At 54.7% G+C, this 18884-nt stretch carries 14 protein-coding genes; 12 read left to right on the top strand and 2 right to left on the bottom strand.

Translation table 11 applies throughout. The annotated features are described in order from the left end of the window. Positions 1-37: 37 nt before the first annotated feature. Positions 38-2302 (bottom strand): hybrid sensor histidine kinase/response regulator, encoded by a 2265-nt coding sequence (locus D9741_RS07445; protein WP_130215634.1) that lies wholly within the window; start codon positions 2300-2302, stop codon positions 38-40. 113 nt (positions 2303-2415) lie between these two features. Here D9741_RS07445 and D9741_RS07435 point away from each other — a divergent pair, with 113 nt between their 5' ends. The 6 genes from D9741_RS07435 to D9741_RS07410 are packed head-to-tail and all read left to right on the top strand — an operon-like array spanning position 2416 to position 8490. Continuing rightward, positions 2416-3936 carry a sugar ABC transporter ATP-binding protein gene (locus tag D9741_RS07435; protein WP_130215632.1) on the top strand — a complete coding sequence of 507 codons (1521 nt, stop codon included), beginning with the start codon at positions 2416-2418 and terminating at the stop codon, positions 3934-3936. Next, a complete protein-coding gene (locus D9741_RS07430) occupies positions 3933-4907 on the top strand; it encodes a ribose ABC transporter permease (RefSeq protein ID WP_130215630.1) in 975 nt (324 codons plus the stop codon). The genes D9741_RS07435 and D9741_RS07430 overlap by 4 nt, the downstream gene beginning before the upstream one ends. Before the next feature lie 30 nt (positions 4908-4937). Continuing rightward, on the top strand, positions 4938-5879 hold the full coding sequence (locus tag D9741_RS07425) for an ABC transporter substrate-binding protein (protein WP_130205867.1): 942 nt from the start codon (positions 4938-4940) through the stop codon (positions 5877-5879). 54 nt (positions 5880-5933) lie between these two features. Continuing rightward, positions 5934-6617, top strand: a complete 684-nt coding sequence (locus D9741_RS07420; protein WP_130215628.1) for a D-lyxose/D-mannose family sugar isomerase — start codon at positions 5934-5936, stop codon at positions 6615-6617. Between the two features lie 14 nt (positions 6618-6631). Continuing rightward, on the top strand, positions 6632-7492 hold the full coding sequence (locus D9741_RS07415) for a ketose 1,6-bisphosphate aldolase (protein WP_130215626.1): 861 nt from the start codon (positions 6632-6634) through the stop codon (positions 7490-7492). Next, positions 7489-8490 (top strand): carbohydrate kinase family protein, encoded by a 1002-nt coding sequence (locus D9741_RS07410; RefSeq protein ID WP_130215624.1) that lies wholly within the window; start codon positions 7489-7491, stop codon positions 8488-8490. Before D9741_RS07415 ends, D9741_RS07410 begins: the two co-directional genes overlap by 4 nt. Here the strand turns inward: D9741_RS07410 and D9741_RS07405 are convergent. Beyond that, the gene (locus D9741_RS07405; protein WP_130205859.1) at positions 8487-9194 is read right to left on the bottom strand and encodes a response regulator transcription factor; all 708 of its coding nucleotides are present in this window, start codon (positions 9192-9194) and stop codon (positions 8487-8489) included. The two genes, D9741_RS07410 and D9741_RS07405, sit on opposite strands and share 4 nt — an antisense overlap. Before the next feature lie 290 nt (positions 9195-9484). Here D9741_RS07405 and yjcS point away from each other — a divergent pair, with 290 nt between their 5' ends. The 6 genes from yjcS (at position 9485) to fdhF (ending at position 18863) form a co-directional block, all read left to right on the top strand. Beyond that, entirely contained in the window at positions 9485-11470 is a 1986-nt protein-coding gene (gene yjcS, locus D9741_RS07400; protein WP_130215622.1) for an alkyl sulfatase YjcS, read from the top strand. 208 nt (positions 11471-11678) lie between these two features. After that, positions 11679-11954, top strand: coding sequence for a YtcA family lipoprotein (locus tag D9741_RS07395; RefSeq protein ID WP_130215620.1), 276 nt, complete (start codon positions 11679-11681; stop codon positions 11952-11954). A gap of 18 nt (positions 11955-11972) precedes the next feature. After that, positions 11973-13004: a multidrug efflux transporter periplasmic adaptor subunit MdtN gene (gene mdtN / locus D9741_RS07390; protein WP_000446360.1), complete on the top strand. Its 1032-nt coding sequence runs from the start codon at positions 11973-11975 to the stop codon at positions 13002-13004. Further along, the gene (gene mdtO, locus D9741_RS07385; protein ID WP_130215618.1) at positions 13004-15055 is read left to right on the top strand and encodes a multidrug efflux transporter permease subunit MdtO; all 2052 of its coding nucleotides are present in this window, start codon (positions 13004-13006) and stop codon (positions 15053-15055) included. The genes mdtN and mdtO overlap by 1 nt, the downstream gene beginning before the upstream one ends. Further along, entirely contained in the window at positions 15052-16518 is a 1467-nt protein-coding gene (gene mdtP / locus D9741_RS07380) for a multidrug efflux transporter outer membrane subunit MdtP (RefSeq protein ID WP_130215616.1), read from the top strand. Before mdtO ends, mdtP begins: the two co-directional genes overlap by 4 nt. Before the next feature lie 197 nt (positions 16519-16715). Next, positions 16716-18863: a formate dehydrogenase subunit alpha gene (gene fdhF / locus D9741_RS07375; protein ID WP_077629246.1), complete on the top strand. Its 2148-nt coding sequence runs from the start codon at positions 16716-16718 to the stop codon at positions 18861-18863. Positions 18864-18884: the final 21 nt, after the last annotated feature.

The raw sequence follows: 18884 nt of genomic DNA, 5'->3' as shown, positions 1-18884 counted from the left end.
GCACGTTTGCTTCAGGCCTCTTGATAAATTCTGAAAATCATCCCTCAATTTGCCCCAGCGCCTGTGCCAGCTGCGCGCGGGTAAAAGGTTTGCGCAGTAGCGCCACATCGGGCAGCACGGGGTTATGGCTGGGGCGTAAATCCTGACCACTGATGAGTAGCAGCGTCAGGTGCGGGTAAAGTTTGCGGGCCGCATTGACCACTTCTGCGCCGCTCATGCCGCCTGGGAGCATTAAATCACTGATAAAGATATCGATTTCTGCTGATGCCGCCAGCAGGTCCAGCGCCTGATCGCCGCTGCTCGCTTCCAGCGTCAAATAGCCCAACAGGTGCAACTGCTCGCAGATGGTCTGGCGCACCGCGGCTTCATCTTCCAGCACTAACACCAGTTTATCGCCGCTGACAGCTGTCTGCTCTACCGTCGCTGGCGATAGGTTTTTCGCCGCCGTCAGCGCGCGGGGAAGCTGTAATCTGACCGTTGTTCCCTGCCCCGGCGCGCTTTCAATTTCTACGCGCCCGCCGGACTGGCGCACGAAACCATAGACCATCGACAAGCCCAGCCCGCTGCCGCTGCCCGTCTGTTTGGTGGTAAAGAACGGCTCAAATACCTGGCTTTTCACCGCCTGCGACATGCCGCTGCCATGATCGATGACCTCCAGCGCCACCATATCCTGTCGCTGCCCACTGCTGCGAGTAACGCGCTGATTCCAGGTGCGAATTTTGATGATTCCCGTCTGCCCTTCCATCGCATCGCGGGCGTTCACTACCAGGTTGATGATGGCGTTTTCCAGCTGGCTGACGTCAATCCACGCGGGCCACGCCGGAGACTGCGCTTCAATCTCCAGCGCCAGCGTTGTCGGTAAGGAGTGGCGCATTAATTCGCTTAACTCTTCCAGCAGTGTTTTCAGTTCAACGGCTTGCGGATGTAAGGATTGCTTGCGGGAAAACGCCAGTAGCCGTTGGGTCAGTAGCGCCCCACGTTCGGCGGCTTGCAGCGCCCGCTGTATTCGCGGCGCGTCGGGCGAGTCCGTGTTCACCAGCTCCAGGCTGCCAATGATCACCGCCAGCAGATTATTAAAATCATGGGCCAGCCCGCCCGTCAGTTGCCCAACCGCTTTCAGCTTCTGGCTGTGCAATAGCGCCTCTTCCAGCCCCTGCCGCTCGGTTTGGGCAATCTCCATCTGCGTGGTTTTCTCTTTCAACAGCCGTGACGTTCGATCGAGTGATGCGGTATTGCGGGCGAAGACGTTAAAGGCGCGCGCCAGTTCACCCAGCTCATCGCGCCGTTGTAACGCCGGAAAAGTGACGTCCGCTTCGCCGTGCGCCAGGCGGCTCATGGCGCGGGAGATCGCCGTCAGGTTAGAGCCGAGATTGCGATAGATATACCAACCTGCAAACGCGGTGATCACCACCGCTAACAGGGCGAAAATCATGATCAGCCTCTCGCCGGAGCGCAGATCCTGGTAACTTTGCGCCACCCGCTGACCGGAGAGCGTCGCCACCTGTTCGGCATAACGGTTGATGTCGCCATTGAGGATCGCCACCAGCGCTTTGATGTGAAACATATACCAGCTGATTGCCAGATCGCTTTGCTCCAGAGCGGCAGAAAGCGGCGCGAGTTTACGCAGTTCATCATTGAAATCAGTGAGTAACGTATTAACCAATGGCGTATCGCTGTGGGTCGGTAGCGCAGACATCACCCCGACCAGTTGATGAATAATTGCCTGCGGCGCGGGCGTGGCAATAGCGGCAACAATCAGTCGGTTCATCTCGTTAAGCAAAATGTCATCTTCCGCGTGAGTGACTTTTTGCAAATGCCGCAGATAACTTAAGTTTTGATATAGCGAACTTAACAGCGCGTTACGCTCCAGATGCCGCCTTTGCCCGCGCTCCAGCATTCCGCCGACGCTGGTTTGCAGTTCGTTACTACGCGTGATGATTCGCGTCACCAGCCCGGCGTCCTGCTGCGCTAAAGGCGCGTCCGCCAGTTGCTCAAGCGAGATTTTTAACGCCCGCTGTGTCTCCTGCAATCGCTCGGCCTCGCCTTTATATTCCAGCGCTCCCACCACCTGCGACAATCGCACCGCCGCCGTCGCCACGTTTGCCGTGTCGCGCGCCAGATTCAGGCTGCCGGTCATATCATCCACCGTTTGCTGCTGCACCTGCTCCTGCATCTGGCTGGCATGACGAAAACCCATTACCGCCACGCCGCTGACCATCAGCGTCACCGCCACCACCAGCAAATTTAAAAGCAGCAATCGCCCGCGCGCGCTGGCAAAAAAGTGACGTCCGGGGTGCGCCATATCACGCTCCGTGAAGAAAAATCGCAATATGACAAATATGAACGGCTTCTGACATTTTGCATTTACTTTCCTGTGATGGAGTGCTGATATCGACAACCTCGCAGGAGTCCACCATGAACAGCACGCCGGTTCTGGAGATGCGCAACATTGCCAAAGCCTTCGGCAAATTTTATGCGCTCAAGGGGGTGGATTTGACGGTTTATCCTGGTGAGATCCATGCCCTGATGGGGGAAAACGGCGCCGGAAAAAGCACGCTGATGAAGGTGCTGGCGGGGGCGTATACCGCCACCAGCGGCGAGATCCTCATAGACGGCAAGCCCTTTCACATTCGCACGCCAAAAGATGCCTTAAGCGCCGGTATTACGCTGATTTATCAGGAGATGCAGCTGGCACCCAATTTGACGGTGGCAGAAAACATTTTCCTCGGCAGCGAGCTTTCCCACGGCGGGCTGGTGCAGCGTAAAGAGATGCTGGTGCAGGCGCAAAAAGTGATCGACCGCCTCGGCGCGCAGTTTAACGCCAGCGATAAAGTCATGACGCTGACCATCGCCGAGCAACAACAGGTCGAAATCGCCCGCGCGCTGCATCGCAACAGCCGCATTCTGGTGATGGACGAACCTACCGCTGCCCTCTCCTCGCGTGAAACTCACCGCCTGTTTGAACTGATTATGCGGCTGCGCGATGAAGGGATGGCGATTATCTATATCAGCCACCGCATGGCGGAAGTGTATGAGCTTTCCGATCGCGTCAGCGTGCTGCGCGACGGGCAATACGTTGGCAGCCTGACCCGCGACAATCTCAACGCCGCTGAACTGGTGCGGATGATGGTCGGCAGGCCACTGAGCGATCTGTTCAATAAAGAGCGCGATATCCCGCTCGGCAAAGCCCGCCTGAATGTTCACCACCTGACCGACGGTGGCAAAGTGCAGCCGAGCAGTCTGCTGGTGCGTTCCGGCGAAATTGTCGGCCTCGCCGGGCTGGTGGGAGCCGGACGTTCCGAACTGGCGCAGTTGATCTTCGGCGTGCACAAAGCGACGGGCGGAATGATTGAAGTCGATGGTGAACCGGTGGTGATCCACTCCCCGCGCGAAGCTATCGATCTTGGCATTGGTTTTCTCACCGAAAATCGCAAAGAACAAGGCTTATTCCTTGAAATGGCGGCAGCCGAAAACATCACCATGGCAACCCTGGAGCGCGATGCCAGCTGGGGAATGCTCAATCGCAAAAAAGCACAAACCATCTCCGATGACGCCATCAAGTTGCTCAACATCCGCGTGCCTCATGCCCAGGTGCGAGCGGGCGGGCTTTCGGGCGGCAATCAGCAAAAACTGTTGATCTCCCGCTGGGTGGCAATTGGCCCACGCATTTTACTGCTCGACGAACCCACGCGCGGTGTGGACGTCGGCGCAAAAAGCGAGATCTACCGGATCATGAACGAGATGGCGCGCAAGGGCGTGGCGATCCTGATGATCTCCAGCGAACTGCCGGAGATAGTCGGCATGAGCGATCGCGTCTATGTGATGCGCGAAGGCAGCATTGCCGGTGAGTTAAACGGCAAAAACATCACCCAGGAAAACATTATGACCTTAGCGACTGGCGTCAACGACGCCCATTCCCAGGCGGTGCCCTCATGATGACCTCTGCAAAGACCTCTGCCAAAAAAATGCTGATGAGCGATCTGATGCAAACGGTCGGCATTTTGCCCATTTTGATTCTGATCGTGGCGGTATTTGGCTTTATCGCGCCAAACTTTTTTACCGAAAGTAACCTGCTGAATATTACCCGCCAGGCGTCGATCAACATTGTTCTGGCGGCGGGAATGACCTTCATCATTTTGACTGGCGGAATCGATCTTTCTGTAGGTTCAATTCTCGGCACCACGGCGGTGGCGGCGATGGTCGTCTCCCTTAGCCCGGAGTTCGCCATGCTGTCGATTCCAGCGGCGCTGATGCTCGGCCTGCTGCTGGGGTTATTCAACGGCGCGCTGGTGGCCTTTGCCGGATTGCCACCGTTTATCGTCACGCTCGGCACCTATACGGCGCTACGCGGGGCGGCGTATCTGCTGGCGGACGGCACCACGGTCATCAACTCCAACATTAATTTCGAGTGGATAGGTAATAACTATCTCGGGCCTGTCCCGTGGCTGGTGGTGATTGCGCTGGCGGTGATTGTGCTGTGCTGGTTTATTCTGCGCCGCACCACGCTTGGCGTTCATATCTACGCCGTCGGCGGCAATATGCAGGCGGCGCGTCTTACCGGCATTAAGGTCTGGCTGGTGCTGCTGTTTGTTTATGGCATGAGCGGCCTGCTTTCAGGGCTTGGCGGGATTATGAGCGCCTCGCGGCTGTACAGCGCCAACGGCAACTTAGGCATGGGTTACGAACTGGATGCCATTGCGGCGGTGATCCTCGGCGGCACCAGTTTTGTCGGCGGCATCGGCACCATCACCGGCACGCTGGTTGGGGCGCTGATTATCGCCACGCTAAACAACGGCATGACCCTAATGGGCGTCTCTTACTTCTGGCAACTGGTGATCAAAGGGGCGGTGATCATCATTGCGGTGCTGATCGATAAATACCGTACCCGACATCATCAAAGCGCATAACAACAATACCCTACACATGAGGAATACAGCATGAGATTGAAGCCCTTAGTGACCGCGCTCTGTGCAGGCGCGCTGCTGGCCGCAGCACCGTTCGCCCAGGCGAAAGAACTGAAATCGATAGGCGTGACGGTGGGCGATCTGGCAAACCCATTCTTCGTGCAGATCACCAAAGGCGCGGAGCTGGAAGCACGCAAACTGGCAGGTGATAACGTCAAAGTGACGCTGGTTTCCAGCGGCTACGATCTGGGCCAGCAGGTGTCGCAAATAGACAACTTTATCGCCGCTAACGTCGATATGATCATCCTCAACGCTGCCGATTCAAAAGGGATCGGCCCGGCGGTGAAACGGGCAAAAGACGCCGGGATCGTGGTGGTGGCGGTTGACGTGGCGGCAGAAGGCGCCGATGCGACCATCACTTCTGATAACACCCAGGCGGGCGAAATGGCCTGTAAATACATCACCGATCGCCTGAAAGGCAAAGGCAATGTGGTGATCATCAATGGGCCTCCGGTGTCCGCCGTACAAAACCGCGTTGAAGGCTGCCAGACTGAATTTAAACGCCATCCTGACATCAAGGTGCTCTCTGACAACCAGAACGCCAAAGGCAGTCGTGAAGGCGGGCTGGAGGTGATGACAGGGCTGCTGGCGGCAAATCCGAAGATCGACGGCGTATTTGCCATTAACGATCCCACCGCGATCGGTGCCGATCTGGCAGCCAAACAGGCACAACGTAGCGAGTTCTTTATTGTCGGCGTTGACGGAAGCCCGGACGCCGAAGAGGCGCTGAAACGTGAGAACTCGTTGTTTGTCGCCACCCCAGCGCAAGATCCCCAGGTGATGGCAGCGAAAGCGGTAGAAATTGGCTACGACATTTTGCAGGGCAAACCCGCGCCGAAAGAGCCGGTGCTGATCCCGGTGACGATGATCGACAAAAACAACGTCGGCAATTACAAAGGCTGGACGGTGAAATAAGTCCACACGCCGGGCGGCGCAGCTGCCCGGCCACCGCTAAGGAGAACGCTTTCGATGAAACGCTCCGCTATAAACGACATTCTCGGCCATACACGGCAATTCTTTTCGCAACATGACGTGCATCTTCCGCCCTTTGCCAGTTTCACGCCTGCCCAATGGCAACAACTCGACACCACCGCGTGGGAGGAAGTTTTTGATCTCAAACTCGGCTGGGATGTTACCGCTTTTGGTGGCAACGACTTTGCTGCACAGGGACTGACGCTGTTTACCCTGCGTAACGGTTCGCCAAAAGGAATGCCGTATGCGAAATGTTACGCCGAGAAGATCATGCATGTGCGCGATGCGCAGGTAACGCCAATGCATTTTCACTGGCGTAAGCGTGAGGACATTATCAATCGCGGCGGCGGCAATTTGATTGTTGAACTGTGGAATGCCGATAGCAACGAGCAAACGGTTGATAGCGACGTTACGGTGGTGATCGACGGCTGCCGCCAGAAACATACCGCAGGCAGTCAGTTGCGCCTGTCTCCCGGCGAAAGTATCTGCCTGCCGCCTGGCCTTTATCACAGCTTTTGGGCAGAAGCCGGTTTTGGCGATGTGCTGGTTGGCGAAGTCTCTTCTGTTAATGACGACGACCACGATAACCACTTTTTACAGCCGCTGGACCGCTACAACCTGATTGACGAAGACGAACCGGCCCAGTTGGTGTTGTGTAACGAATACCGCCAGTTCCGCTGAATAAGGAGAACGTTATGCCGTTGATTTCTCTCGCTGAAGGGCTGGCTCATGCCCGCGAACATCACTATGCGTTAGGCGCGTTTAATGTGCTGGACTCACACTTTTTACGCGCGCTATTCGCTGCGGCCAGACAGGAACGCTCGCCGTTTATTATCAACATTGCCGAAGTACATTTTAAATATATCTCGCTGGATTCCCTGGTCGAAGCCGTGAAATTTGAAGCGGCGCGCCATGCCATTCCGGTGGTGTTAAATCTCGATCACGGGCTGCATTTTGAATCGGTGGTGCAAGCGTTGCGGCTGGGATTCAGCTCAGTAATGTTTGACGGCTCCACGCTGGAGTATGAAGAAAATGTCCGCCAGACGCGGGAAGTGGTGAAAATGTGCCATGCCGTTGGCGTATCGGTAGAAGCTGAACTGGGCGCGGTAGGTGGCGACGAAGGCGGTGCGCTTTACGGTCATGCCGATGAATCTCTGTTTACCGATCCGCAGCTGGCGCGTGATTTTGTCGACCGTACCGGCATTGACGCGCTGGCCGTGGCGATTGGCAATGCACACGGCAAATATCGCGGCGAACCGAAACTCGATTTCCCGCGCCTCGACGCTATCCGCCAGCAGGCGGCTATCCCGCTGGTGTTACACGGCGGCTCAGGGATTAGCGATGCCGATTTCCGTCGCGCCATCGAACGGGGTATCCACAAAATCAATTTCTACACGGGTATGTCGCAAGCGGCGCTGGCAGCCGTTGAGGCCCGAATGGCGCGCCGTCAGCCGATGTATGACGAGTTCGCCGAGTTACTGCTGGCAGTGGAAGCCGCCATCAGCGATACGGTTGCACAACAGATGCGTATTTTCGGCAGTGCGGGGCAAGCATGATGGAACGTAAAGGGATTATCGCCGCAGGCAATATGCTGGTTGACCACGTCCATCAGATTATCCAGTGGCCAGAGCGCGGCTGGTTGGCGGAGATCACCCACAGCGAACGCTCTACCGGAGGCGCGCCGCTTAACGTCCTGCTGACGCTGGCGAAAATGCGCACCGGGTTGCCGTTACAGGCGGTCGGGCTAATCGGTCAGGACAGCGACGGCGATTACATCATGGCGATGCTTGAGCAATATCACGTCAATCGCCAGCATGTGCAGCGCACCACCTTTGCCCCGACGTCGATGTCGCAGGTGATGACCGACCCCGGCGGGCAGCGCACCTTTTTCCATTCGCCGGGCGCTAACCGACTGCTTGATCTTCCGGCATTCGATCAGCTTGATAACAGCATGAAGATTTTCCATCTCGGCTATTTACTGTTGCTCGATAGTCTGGATATGCCGGACGATGTTTACGGTACTCGTAGCGCGCGCCTGCTGGCGCAAATGCGTGATAATGGCTTTGAAACCTCGCTCGATCTTGTCTCCCGCAAGGGCGATCCGCGTTATCAGCCGATGGTGCTGCCCGCATTGCGCCATCTGGATTATCTGGTAATTAACGAACTGGAGGCCGGGGAGTTTAGCGGGCTGGAAATTCGCTTACCTAACGGCGAACCGCATATCGTGCATATTGCTGCCGCCGCGCGTGAACTGTTAGATGCGGGCGTACGCCAGCGAGTGGTGATCCACTGTCCGGAAGGTGCCTGGGGAGAGACACCGGAACATGGCGGCGTGTGGATCCCTTCGCAAAAGTTAGAACGACGGGAAATTATCGGCAGCGTCGGCGCGGGCGATGCATTTTGTGCCGGATTTTTATATGGCTGCCATGAACGCTGGACGCTTACCGAGAGCATAAAACTGGCACACGCCTGCGCGCGGGCAAGCCTGTTATGCGCCAATGCTATCGACGGGGCAAAAACGCTGGAAGAACTGCAAACAGAAATGTCGGGTTAGTGCACGTCGGCAGCGAAGACATACCCCAGACCGCGCAGAGTTTTAATCAACATCGGCTGATGCGGGTTTAGTTCGATTTTGCGTCGTAAGCGCATGATTAATACGTCGATAGTGCGATCAAACACCTCCACGCTGTCGCTGTGGGTGAACTCCAGCAACTGCTCGCGGCTTAACACCCGACGAGCGTTTTGCGCCAGGGCCAGTAACAAGCCATATTCGCCCTGGGTCAGCTCGACATGTTGTTGTAGCGGATTGTGCAACTGGCAGCGCGTGGTATCGAGATACCAGCCATTGAATGACAGCCCGGCGTTTTTCTCCTCATTGACCACCAGCGCGCCAACGCGCCGTAGCACCGCTTTTAGTCGCGCGACCACTACCCGTGGGGTAAACGGCTTGCAGATGTAATCATCTGCGCCCATTTCCAGCCCGACCACCACATCAGACTCACTGCCCAGGCCGGTCAGCATCACCACCGGCAGTGCAGGACGCATTTTCTGTAATTGTTGCAATACCCTCAGGCCGTTGGTATCGGGTAGCATCATATCCAGCACCACCAGCGCGATATCAGGATCGCCCTCAACACGTGATATTGCCTCCTGCCCGGTATGGCAGACTGAAACCGTAAAGACATGTTCACTTAACACGTCCTGCAACAGTGCGCAGATAGCCGTGTCATCATCCACCACCAGCACAACAGGTTTCATGGTTATACTCCGAATTATTCACATGATTAATCATTGTGCGGACTTCTTGCCGAAGTGAAAGAGAAAAGCAATATATATAATAAAAACATAAGTCAGGTCACATTATTGATGACAATAATAAATATGCCGTAATTTTCCCTCTTCAGCACAAATGCCTAATAAAATGGCCGATTCTGTTCATACTTCTGCTTATTCAATTCGTCGTTTCCCAATTATGATAACGCCAGCTTTAAATGACGTATTTTGCATGGATTACATATTTACGACATAAATGATAAATGGAGATTTATATGAATAACTCTCGGTTATTCCGTTTGAGCAGGATTGTTATTGCCTTAACCGCCGTCAGCGGCATGATGATAAATACCGCTTACGCAACAGATGAAGCGAAAGGCGCCACTCAATATACCCAGCAGGTTAATCAGAATTACGCCAAATCATTACCGTTTAGCGATCGTCAGGATTTTGACGATGCCCAGCGTGGATTTATCGCTCCGCTGCTGGATGAAGGTATTCTGCGTGATGCGAACGGTAAAGTTTACTACCGCGCGGACGATTACAAATTTGATATTAATGCCGCTGCGCCGGAAACCGTAAACCCCAGCCTGTGGCGTCAGTCGCAAATCAACGGTATTTCTGGCCTGTTCAAAGTCACCGATAAAATGTATCAGGTGCGCGGCCAGGATATCTCTAACATTACGTTCGTTGAGGGTGAGAAAGGCATTATTGTTATCGACCCGCTGGTAACGCCGCCTGCCGCAAAAGCCGCACTTGACCTTTACTTCCAGCATCGTCCGCAAAAACCGATTGTTGCCGTTATCTACACTCACAGCCACACCGACCACTATGGCGGCGTGAAAGGCATTATCTCTGAAGCTGATGTGAAATCCGGCAAAGTTCAGGTGATTGCCCCAGCTGGCTTTATGGACGAAGCCATCAGCGAAAACGTGCTGGCGGGTAACATCATGAGCCGCCGTGCGCTCTACTCTTACGGTCTGTTACTGCCGCACAACGCGCAAGGCAACGTGGGTAATGGCCTTGGCGTGACGCTGGCAACGGGCGACCCGAGCATTATTGCACCGACTAAAACTATCGTCAGAACTGGCGAGAAGATGATTATCGACGGCCTGGAATTTGACTTCCTGATGACCCCGGGTAGCGAAGCGCCAGCCGAAATGCACTTCTATATTCCGGCCCTGAAAGCCCTGTGTACCGCCGAGAACGCCACGCATACCCTGCACAACTTCTACACTCTGCGCGGCGCGAAAACCCGCGACACCAGCAAGTGGACCGAGTATCTGAACGAAACGCTGGATATGTGGGGTAACGACGCGGAAGTCCTGTTTATGCCGCACACCTGGCCGGTCTGGGGCAATAAGCATATCAATGATTATATTGGTAAATATCGCGATACTATCAAGTACATTCACGACCAGACCCTGCACCTGGCGAACCAGGGCTACACCATGAATGAAATCGGCGACATGATTAAGCTGCCGCCTGCGCTTGCCAATAACTGGGCCAGCCGCGGTTATTACGGTTCTGTCAGCCACAACGCCCGCGCGGTGTATAACTTCTATCTTGGCTATTACGACGGTAACCCGGCTAACCTGCATCCGTATGGTCAGGTGGAGATGGGTAAACGTTATGTGCAGGCGCTGGGCGGTTCTGCCCGTGTCATCAACCTGGCGAAAGAAGCGAACAAGCAAGGTGATTACCGCTGGTCGGCAGAACTGCTGAAACAAGTGATTGCCGCCAATCCGGGTGACCAGGTGGCGAAGAATCTGCAAGCGAATAACTTTGAACAGCTTGGCTATCAGGCCGAGTCAGCCACCTGGCGCGGTTTCTACCTGACCGGCGCGAAAGAACTGCGCGAAGGGGTACATAAGTTCAGCCATGGCACCACCGGTTCTCCGGACACCATTCGCGGGATGTCGGTCGAAATGCTGTTCGACTTTATGTCCGTTCGCCTCGATAGCGCGAAAGCCGCGGGTAAAAATATCAGCCTGAACTTCAATATGAGCAACGGCGATAACCTCAACCTGACGCTGAACGATAGCGTGCTTAACTACCGTAAAACACTGCAACCGCAAGCCAACGCCTCTTTCTACATCAGCCGTGAAGATCTTCACGCCGTGCTGACCGGGCAAGCCAAAATGGCGGATCTGGTAAAAGCGAAGAAAGCCAAAATTATTGGCAATGGCGCGAAACTGGAAGAAATTATTGCCTGTCTGGATAATTTCGATTTGTGGGTGAATATTGTAACCCCAAATTAATGCCACTCGCTTTTGGGGGCGCTGAAGCCCCCAAAAATATTTATTTTAATAATACATACAACCAATTAATACATAAAATATATAAGTTATGAATGCGGTGGCTGAATAAAGCTATTTTTATTCATCAAGAAAATAGCCATACTGACGCCTTCAATGGATATTGATATTCACTACAGATATTGTTCGCAGCAGACAGGATGTATTTAATATGCCAACAGTTCTCTCTCGCATGGCGATGCAACTCAAAAAAACAGCCTGGATAGTTCCCGTCTTCATGGTTTCGGGATGCTCATTATCTCCGGCAATCCCGGTGATCGGCGCTTATTATCCCAGCTGGTTTTTCTGCGCCATTGCCAGCCTTATTTTGACGCTCATCACGAGGCGAATTATTCAGCGGGCAAATATCAATCTGGCATTTGTCGGAATTATTTATACCGCCCTTTTTGCTCTCTACGCCATGCTGTTCTGGCTGGCATTTTTCTAATCTATTTGAGACGCGCTCATGGAAAGTACGCCGAAAAAAGCTCCTCGCAGTAAATTCCCTGCTCTGTTAGTGGTTGCGTTGGCGCTGGTTGCCCTTGTTTTCGTTATCTGGCGCGTAGACAGTGCGCCATCAACTAATGACGCTTACGCGTCAGCAGATACCATTGATGTGGTGCCGGAAGTCAGCGGTCGCATTGTAGAACTGGCGGTCACCGACAACCAGGCGGTGAAACAGGGCGATTTGCTGTTCCGCATCGACCCGCGCCCATACGAGGCCAATCTGGCGAAAGCCGAAGCCTCCCTCGCGGCGCTGGATAAGCAAATTATGCTCACCCAGCGTAGCGTTGACGCGCAACAGTTTGGTGCCGACTCGGTTAATGCCACGGTAGAAAAAGCCCGTGCCGCTGCAAAACAGGCCAGCGATACATTACGCCGCACCGAGCCATTACTGAAAGAAGGTTTTGTCTCAGCGGAAGACGTTGACCGTGCAAGAACTGCGCAGCGCGCCGCAGAAGCGGATCTTAATGCCGTATTGTTACAGGCGCAGTCAGCCGCCAGCGCCGTCAGCGGCGTCGATGCACTGGTCGCCCAACGAGCGGCTGTCGAAGCGGATATCGCGCTGACCAAACTGCATCTGGAAATGGCGACCGTTCGCGCGCCGTTTGATGGCCGGGTCATTTCCCTCAAAACCTCCGTCGGGCAATTTGCTTCTGCCATGCGCCCTATTTTCACCCTAATCGACACTCGTCACTGGTACGTGATCGCCAACTTCCGCGAAACCGATCTGAAAAATATTCGCTCAGGTACACCCGCAACGATTCGCCTGATGAGCGACAGCGGCAAAACCTTCGAGGGTAAAGTGGATTCGATTGGCTACGGCGTGCTACCGGATGACGGCGGCCTGGTGCTGGGCGGCCTGCCGAAAGTTTCTCGCTCTATTAACTGGGTCCGCGTTGCCCAGCGTTTTCCGGTCAAAATCATGGTTGATAAACCTGACCCGGAAATGTTCCGCATCGGCGCTTCGGCAGTCGCTAATCTTGAGCCGCAATAATGAGCGCGCTCAACTCCCTGCCATTACCGGTGGTCAGGCTGCTGGCGTTCTTTCATGAAGAGTTAAGCGAGCGGCGACCTGGCCGCGTGCCGCAGACCGTGCAACTCTGGGTAGGCTGCCTGCTGGTGATTCTGATCTCGATGACTTTTGAGATCCCTTTTGTGGCGTTATCGCTGGCAGTGCTGTTTTACGGTATTCAGTCGAACGCGTTTTACACCAAATTTGTGGCGATCTTATTTGTGGTCGCCACGGTGCTGGAGATCGCCAGCCTGTTTTTGATCTACAAATGGTCATACGGCGAACCGTTGATCCGATTGATCATCGCCGGGCCGATCCTGATGGGCTGCATGTTTTTGATGCGCACCCATCGGCTGGGGCTGGTCTTTTTCGCCGTTGCCATTGTCGCTATTTACGGGCAAACCTTCCCCGCCATGCTCGACTATCCGGAAGTGGTCGTGCGCTTAACGCTGTGGTGTATCGTTGTTGGCCTCTATCCAACCTTGCTGATGACGTTAATCGGCGTGCTGTGGTTTCCCAGTCGTGCCATTACGCAAATGCATCAGGCGCTTAATGATCGGCTTGATGATGCCATTAGTCACCTGACGGACAGCCTCGCACCGCTACCCGAAACGCGGATTGAAAGAGAGGCGCTGGCGCTGCAAAAACTCAATGTCTTTTGTCTCGCGGACGATGCCAACTGGCGAACTCAAAGCGCATGGTGGCAAAGCTGCGTGGCAACGGTAACCTACATTTACTCGACGCTGAATCGCTACGATCCCACCTCTTTTGCTGATTCTCAGGCAATCATTGATTTTCGGCAAAAATTAGCCTCAGAAATCAACAAACTGCAACATGCCATTGCCGAAGGTCGGTGCTGGCAAAGCGACTGGCGGATCAGTGAAAGTGAAGCGATGGCAGCACGGGAATGTAACCTGGAGAATATCTGCCAGACGTTGTTGCAACTGGGTCAGATGGACCCGAATACGCCGCCAACGCCCGCAGCCAAACCGCCGTCAATGGTCGCCGATGCTTTTACCAATCCAGACTATATTCGCTACGCGGTAAAAACGCTGCTCGCCTGTTTGATCTGTTACACCTTCTACAGCGGCGTCGACTGGGAAGGCATTCACACCTGTATGCTGACCTGCGTGATCGTCGCTAACCCGAACGTCGGTTCGTCGTACCAGAAGATGGTGCTGCGTTTTGGCGGGGCTTTTTGCGGCGCGATTCTGGCGCTGTTATTCACGCTACTGGTCATGCCCTGGCTGGACAATATTGTCGAATTGCTGTTTGTGCTGGCACCGATTTTCCTGTTGGGCGCATGGATTGCCACCAGCTCTGAACGCTCTTCTTATATCGGCACACAGATGGTGGTCACCTTCGCGCTCGCCACGCTCGAAAACGTTTTTGGCCCGGTGTACGACCTGGTGGAAATTCGCGATCGCGCCCTGGGTATCATCATTGGTACCGTGGTGTCCGCGGTGATTTACACCTTTGTCTGGCCTGAAAGTGAAGCGCGCACACTGCCGCAAAAACTGGCTGGCGCGCTGGGTATGTTAAGTAAAGTAATGCGGATCCCACGCCAGCAAGAAGCCACGGCTCTGCGCACTTATCTGCAAATTCGCATAGGTCTGCATGCGGCGTTTAATGCCTGTGAAGAGATGTGCCAACGCGTAGCGCTGGAGCGTCAACTGGACAGCGAAGAACGCGCATTACTGATTGAACGTTCGCAAACGGTTATTCGTCAGGGGCGCGACATTCTTCACGCCTGGGATGCGACCTGGAACTCGGCGCAGGCGCTGGATAACGCACTACAGCCGGACAGAGCTGGCCAGTTTGCCGACGCACTGGAGAAATACGCCGCCGGTCTGGCAACCGCACTCAGCCGTTCTCCTCAAATAACGCTTGAAGAAACACCCGCCTCGCAGGCCATCCTGCCGACCTTATTAAAACAGGAGCAACACGTCTGCCAGCTTTTCGCCCGCTTGCCAGACTGGACAGCCCCGGCATTAACGCCCGCCACGGAACAGGCACAAGGAGCCACGCAATGATCAATCGTCAACTTTCACGCCTGCTGTTGTGCAGCATTCTCGGCAGCACGACGCTGATTTCCGGCTGTGCCCTGGTTCGTAAGGATTCTGCGCCTCATCAACAGCTCAAACCGGAACAAATCAAACTTGCCGATGATATTCATCTGGCCAGTTCCGGCTGGCCGCAGGCGCAGTGGTGGAAACAATTTAACGATCCGCAACTGGATGCCCTGATCCAGCGCACACTGCAAGGTTCACACACGCTTGCTGAAGCGAAACTGCGGGAAGAAAAAGCGCAATCGCAGGCCGACCTGTTAGATGCCGGTTCACAATTACAGGTGGCGGCGTTAGGGATGCTCAACCGCCAACGTGTCTCGGCGAACGGTTTCTTAAGCCCTTATTCAATGGATGCGCCAGCACTGGGTATGGACGGGCCGTACTATACGGAAGCCACAGTAGGTTTGTTTGCCGGACTGGATCTTGATTTGTGGGGTGTACATCGCTCGGCGGTTGCCGCCGCTATTGGCGCGCATAATGCCGCGCTGGCAGAAACCGCAGCAGTAGAGTTATCGCTGACCACGGGCGTAGCGCAGCTTTATTACAGTATGCAGGCCAGCTATCAGATGCTTGATCTGTTAGAACAAACTCGCGATGTGATTGATTACGCGGTGAAAGCGCACCAGAGTAAAGTGGCGCACGGTCTGGAAGCGCAAGTGCCTTTCCACGGCGCGCGGGCGCAGATTCTGGCCGTCGATAAACAAATTGCTGCCGTCAAAGGGCAAATCACCGAAACGCGAGAATCTCTGCGCGCATTGATTGGCGCGGGGGCCAGCGATATGCCGGAGATCAAGCCGGTGGCATTACCGCAAGTACAGACCGGCATTCCGGCGACGCTCTCTTATGAGTTGCTCGCCAGACGCCCGGATCTGCAAGCCATGCGCTGGTATGTTCAGGCGTCATTAGATCAGGTAGATTCCGCGCGGGCGTTGTTCTATCCGAGCTTTGATATCAAAGCGTTTTTCGGTCTGGACTCCATCCACCTGGATACCTTATTCAAAAAAACCAGTCGCCAGTTCAACTTCATCCCGGGTCTGAAATTGCCGCTGTTTGACGGTGGACGGTTGAATGCCAATCTCGAAGGCACTCGCGCCGCCAGCAACATGATGATTGAACGTTACAACCAGTCAGTACTGAACGCGGTGCGCGACGTTGCAGTCAATGGCACACGTCTGCAAACGCTCAACGACGAGCGGGAGATGCAGGCAGAACGCGTAGAAGCAACCCGCTTCACCCAGCGTGCCGCCGACGCCGCCTACCAACGCGGTCTAACCAGCCGCTTACTGGCCACCGAAGCTCAGTTGCCGGTGCTTTCCGAAGAGATGTCATTACTGATGCTGGACAGCCGCCGTGTGATTCAAAGTATTCAGTTGATGAAATCGCTGGGCGGCGGGTATCAGGCGGCTCCCGTCGTTGAGAAAAAATAAAATGTCTGCCGCGTGATGGCTGTCACGCGGTATTTCGTTTCGTCACGTCAAAACTGACGACAGCCTGTTTTTCGTCAGAGTTTTGAATAAATAGTGCCCGTAATATCAGGGAATAGCCTCAAATAAATTGTGGCATAAAAGATGCATACTGTGGTCGAGAGCGCGTATGCGTGATTTGATTAACTGGAGCGAGACTGATGAAAAAAGTCGTCACGGTTTGCCCCTATTGCGCATCAGGTTGCAAAATCAACCTGGTCGTCGATAACGGCAAAATCGTCCGGGCGGAGGCAGCGCAGGGGAAAACCAACCAGGGTACTCTGTGTCTGAAGGGTTATTATGGCTGGGATTTTATTAACGATACCCAGATCCTGACCCCGCGCCTGAAAACCCCCATGATCCGTCGCCAGCGTGGCGGCAAACTCGAACCTGTTTCCTGGGATGAGGCACTGAATTACGTTGCCGAGCGCCTGAGCGCCATCAAAGAGAAGTACGGTCCGGATGCCATCCAGACGACAGGCTCCTCGCGTGGTACGGGTAACGAAACCAACTATGTAATGCAAAAATTTGCGCGCGCCGTTATTGGTACCAATAACGTTGACTGCTGCGCTCGCGTCTGACACGGCCCATCGGTTGCAGGTCTGCACCAATCGGTCGGTAACGGCGCAATGAGCAATGCCATTAACGAAATTGATAATACCGATTTAGTGTTCGTTTTCGGGTACAACCCGGCGGATTCCCACCCTATCGTGGCGAATCACGTGATTAACGCTAAACGTAACGGGGCGAAAATTATCGTCTGCGATCCGCGCAAAATTGAAACCGCGCGCATTGCTGACATGCACATCGCACTGAAAAACGGCTCGAACATCGCGCTGTTGAATGCGATGGGTCATGTCATTATTGAAGAAAATCTGTACGACAAAGCGTTCGTCGCTTCCCGTACGGAAGGCTTTGAAGAGTATCGTAAAATCGTTGAAGGCTACACGCCGGAGTCGGTTGAAGATATCACTGGCGTTAGCGCCAGTGAGATTCGTCAGGCGGCGCGGATGTATGCCCAGGCGGAAAGCGCATCTATTCTGTGGGGCATGGGTGTGACCCAGTTCTATCAGGGCGTGGAAACCGTGCGTTCTCTGACCAGCCTCGCGATGCTGACCGGTAACCTCGGTAAGCCGCATGCGGGCGTTAACCCGGTTCGTGGTCAGAACAACGTGCAGGGCGCCTGTGATATGGGCGCGCTGCCGGATACGTATCCGGGATACCAGTACGTGAAAGATCCGGCTAACCGCGAGAAATTCGCCAAAGCCTGGGGCGTAGAAAGCCTGCCTGCTCATACCGGCTATCGCATCAGCGAGCTGCCGCACCGCGCAGCGCATGGCGAAGTGCGTGCCGCGTACATTATGGGCGAAGATCCGCTGCAAACGGATGCGGAACTGTCGGCAGTCCGTAAAGCCTTTGAAGATCTGGAACTGGTCATCGTTCAGGACATCTTTATGACCAAAACCGCGTCGGCGGCGGATGTCATTTTACCGTCAACGTCGTGGGGCGAGCATGAAGGTGTCTATACTGCGGCTGACCGTGGCTTCCAGCGTTTCTTCAAGGCGGTTGAACCGAAGTGGGATCTGAAAACGGACTGGCAGATTATCAGTGAAATCGCCACCCGTATGGGTTATCCGATGCACTACAACAACACCCAGGAGATCTGGGACGAGTTGCGTCATCTGTGCCCGGATTTCTACGGTGCGACTTACGAGAAAATGGGCGAACTGGGCTTCATCCAGTGGCCTTGCCGCGATACGTCAGATGCCGATCAGGGGACTTCTTATCTGTTTAAAGAGAAGTTTGATACCCCGAACGGTCTGGCGCAGTTCTTCACCTGCGACTGGGTAGCGCCAATCGACAAACTCACCGACGAGTACCCGATGGTACTGTCAACGGTGCGTGAAGTTGGCCACTACTCTTGCCGTTCGATGACCGGTAACTGTGCGGCACTGGCGGCGCTGGCTGATGAACCTGGCTACGCACAAATCAATACCGAAGACGCCAAACGTCTGGGTATTGAAGATGAGGCATTGGTTTGGGTGCACTCGCGTAAAGGCAAAATTATCACCCGTGCGCAGGTCAGCGATCGTCCTAACAAAGGGGCGATTTACATGACCTACCAGTGGTGGATTGGCGCCTGTAACGAGCTGGTTACCGAGAACTTAAGCCCAATTACCAAAACGCCGGAGTACAAATACTGCGCCGTGCGCGTCGAGCCGATCGCCGATCAGCGCGCCGCCGAGCAGTACGTGATTGACGAGTACAACAAGTTGAAAACTCGCCTACGCGAAGCGGCACTGGCGTAAATAAGTCCCTCCTACAGCCTC

The organism is Escherichia sp. E14V7 (assembly GCF_004212225.1).
Taxonomy (GTDB): domain Bacteria; phylum Pseudomonadota; class Gammaproteobacteria; order Enterobacterales; family Enterobacteriaceae; genus Escherichia.
Note: the sequence above shows the minus strand (reverse complement) of the source record. Positions and strands in the feature narration are given on the sequence as shown.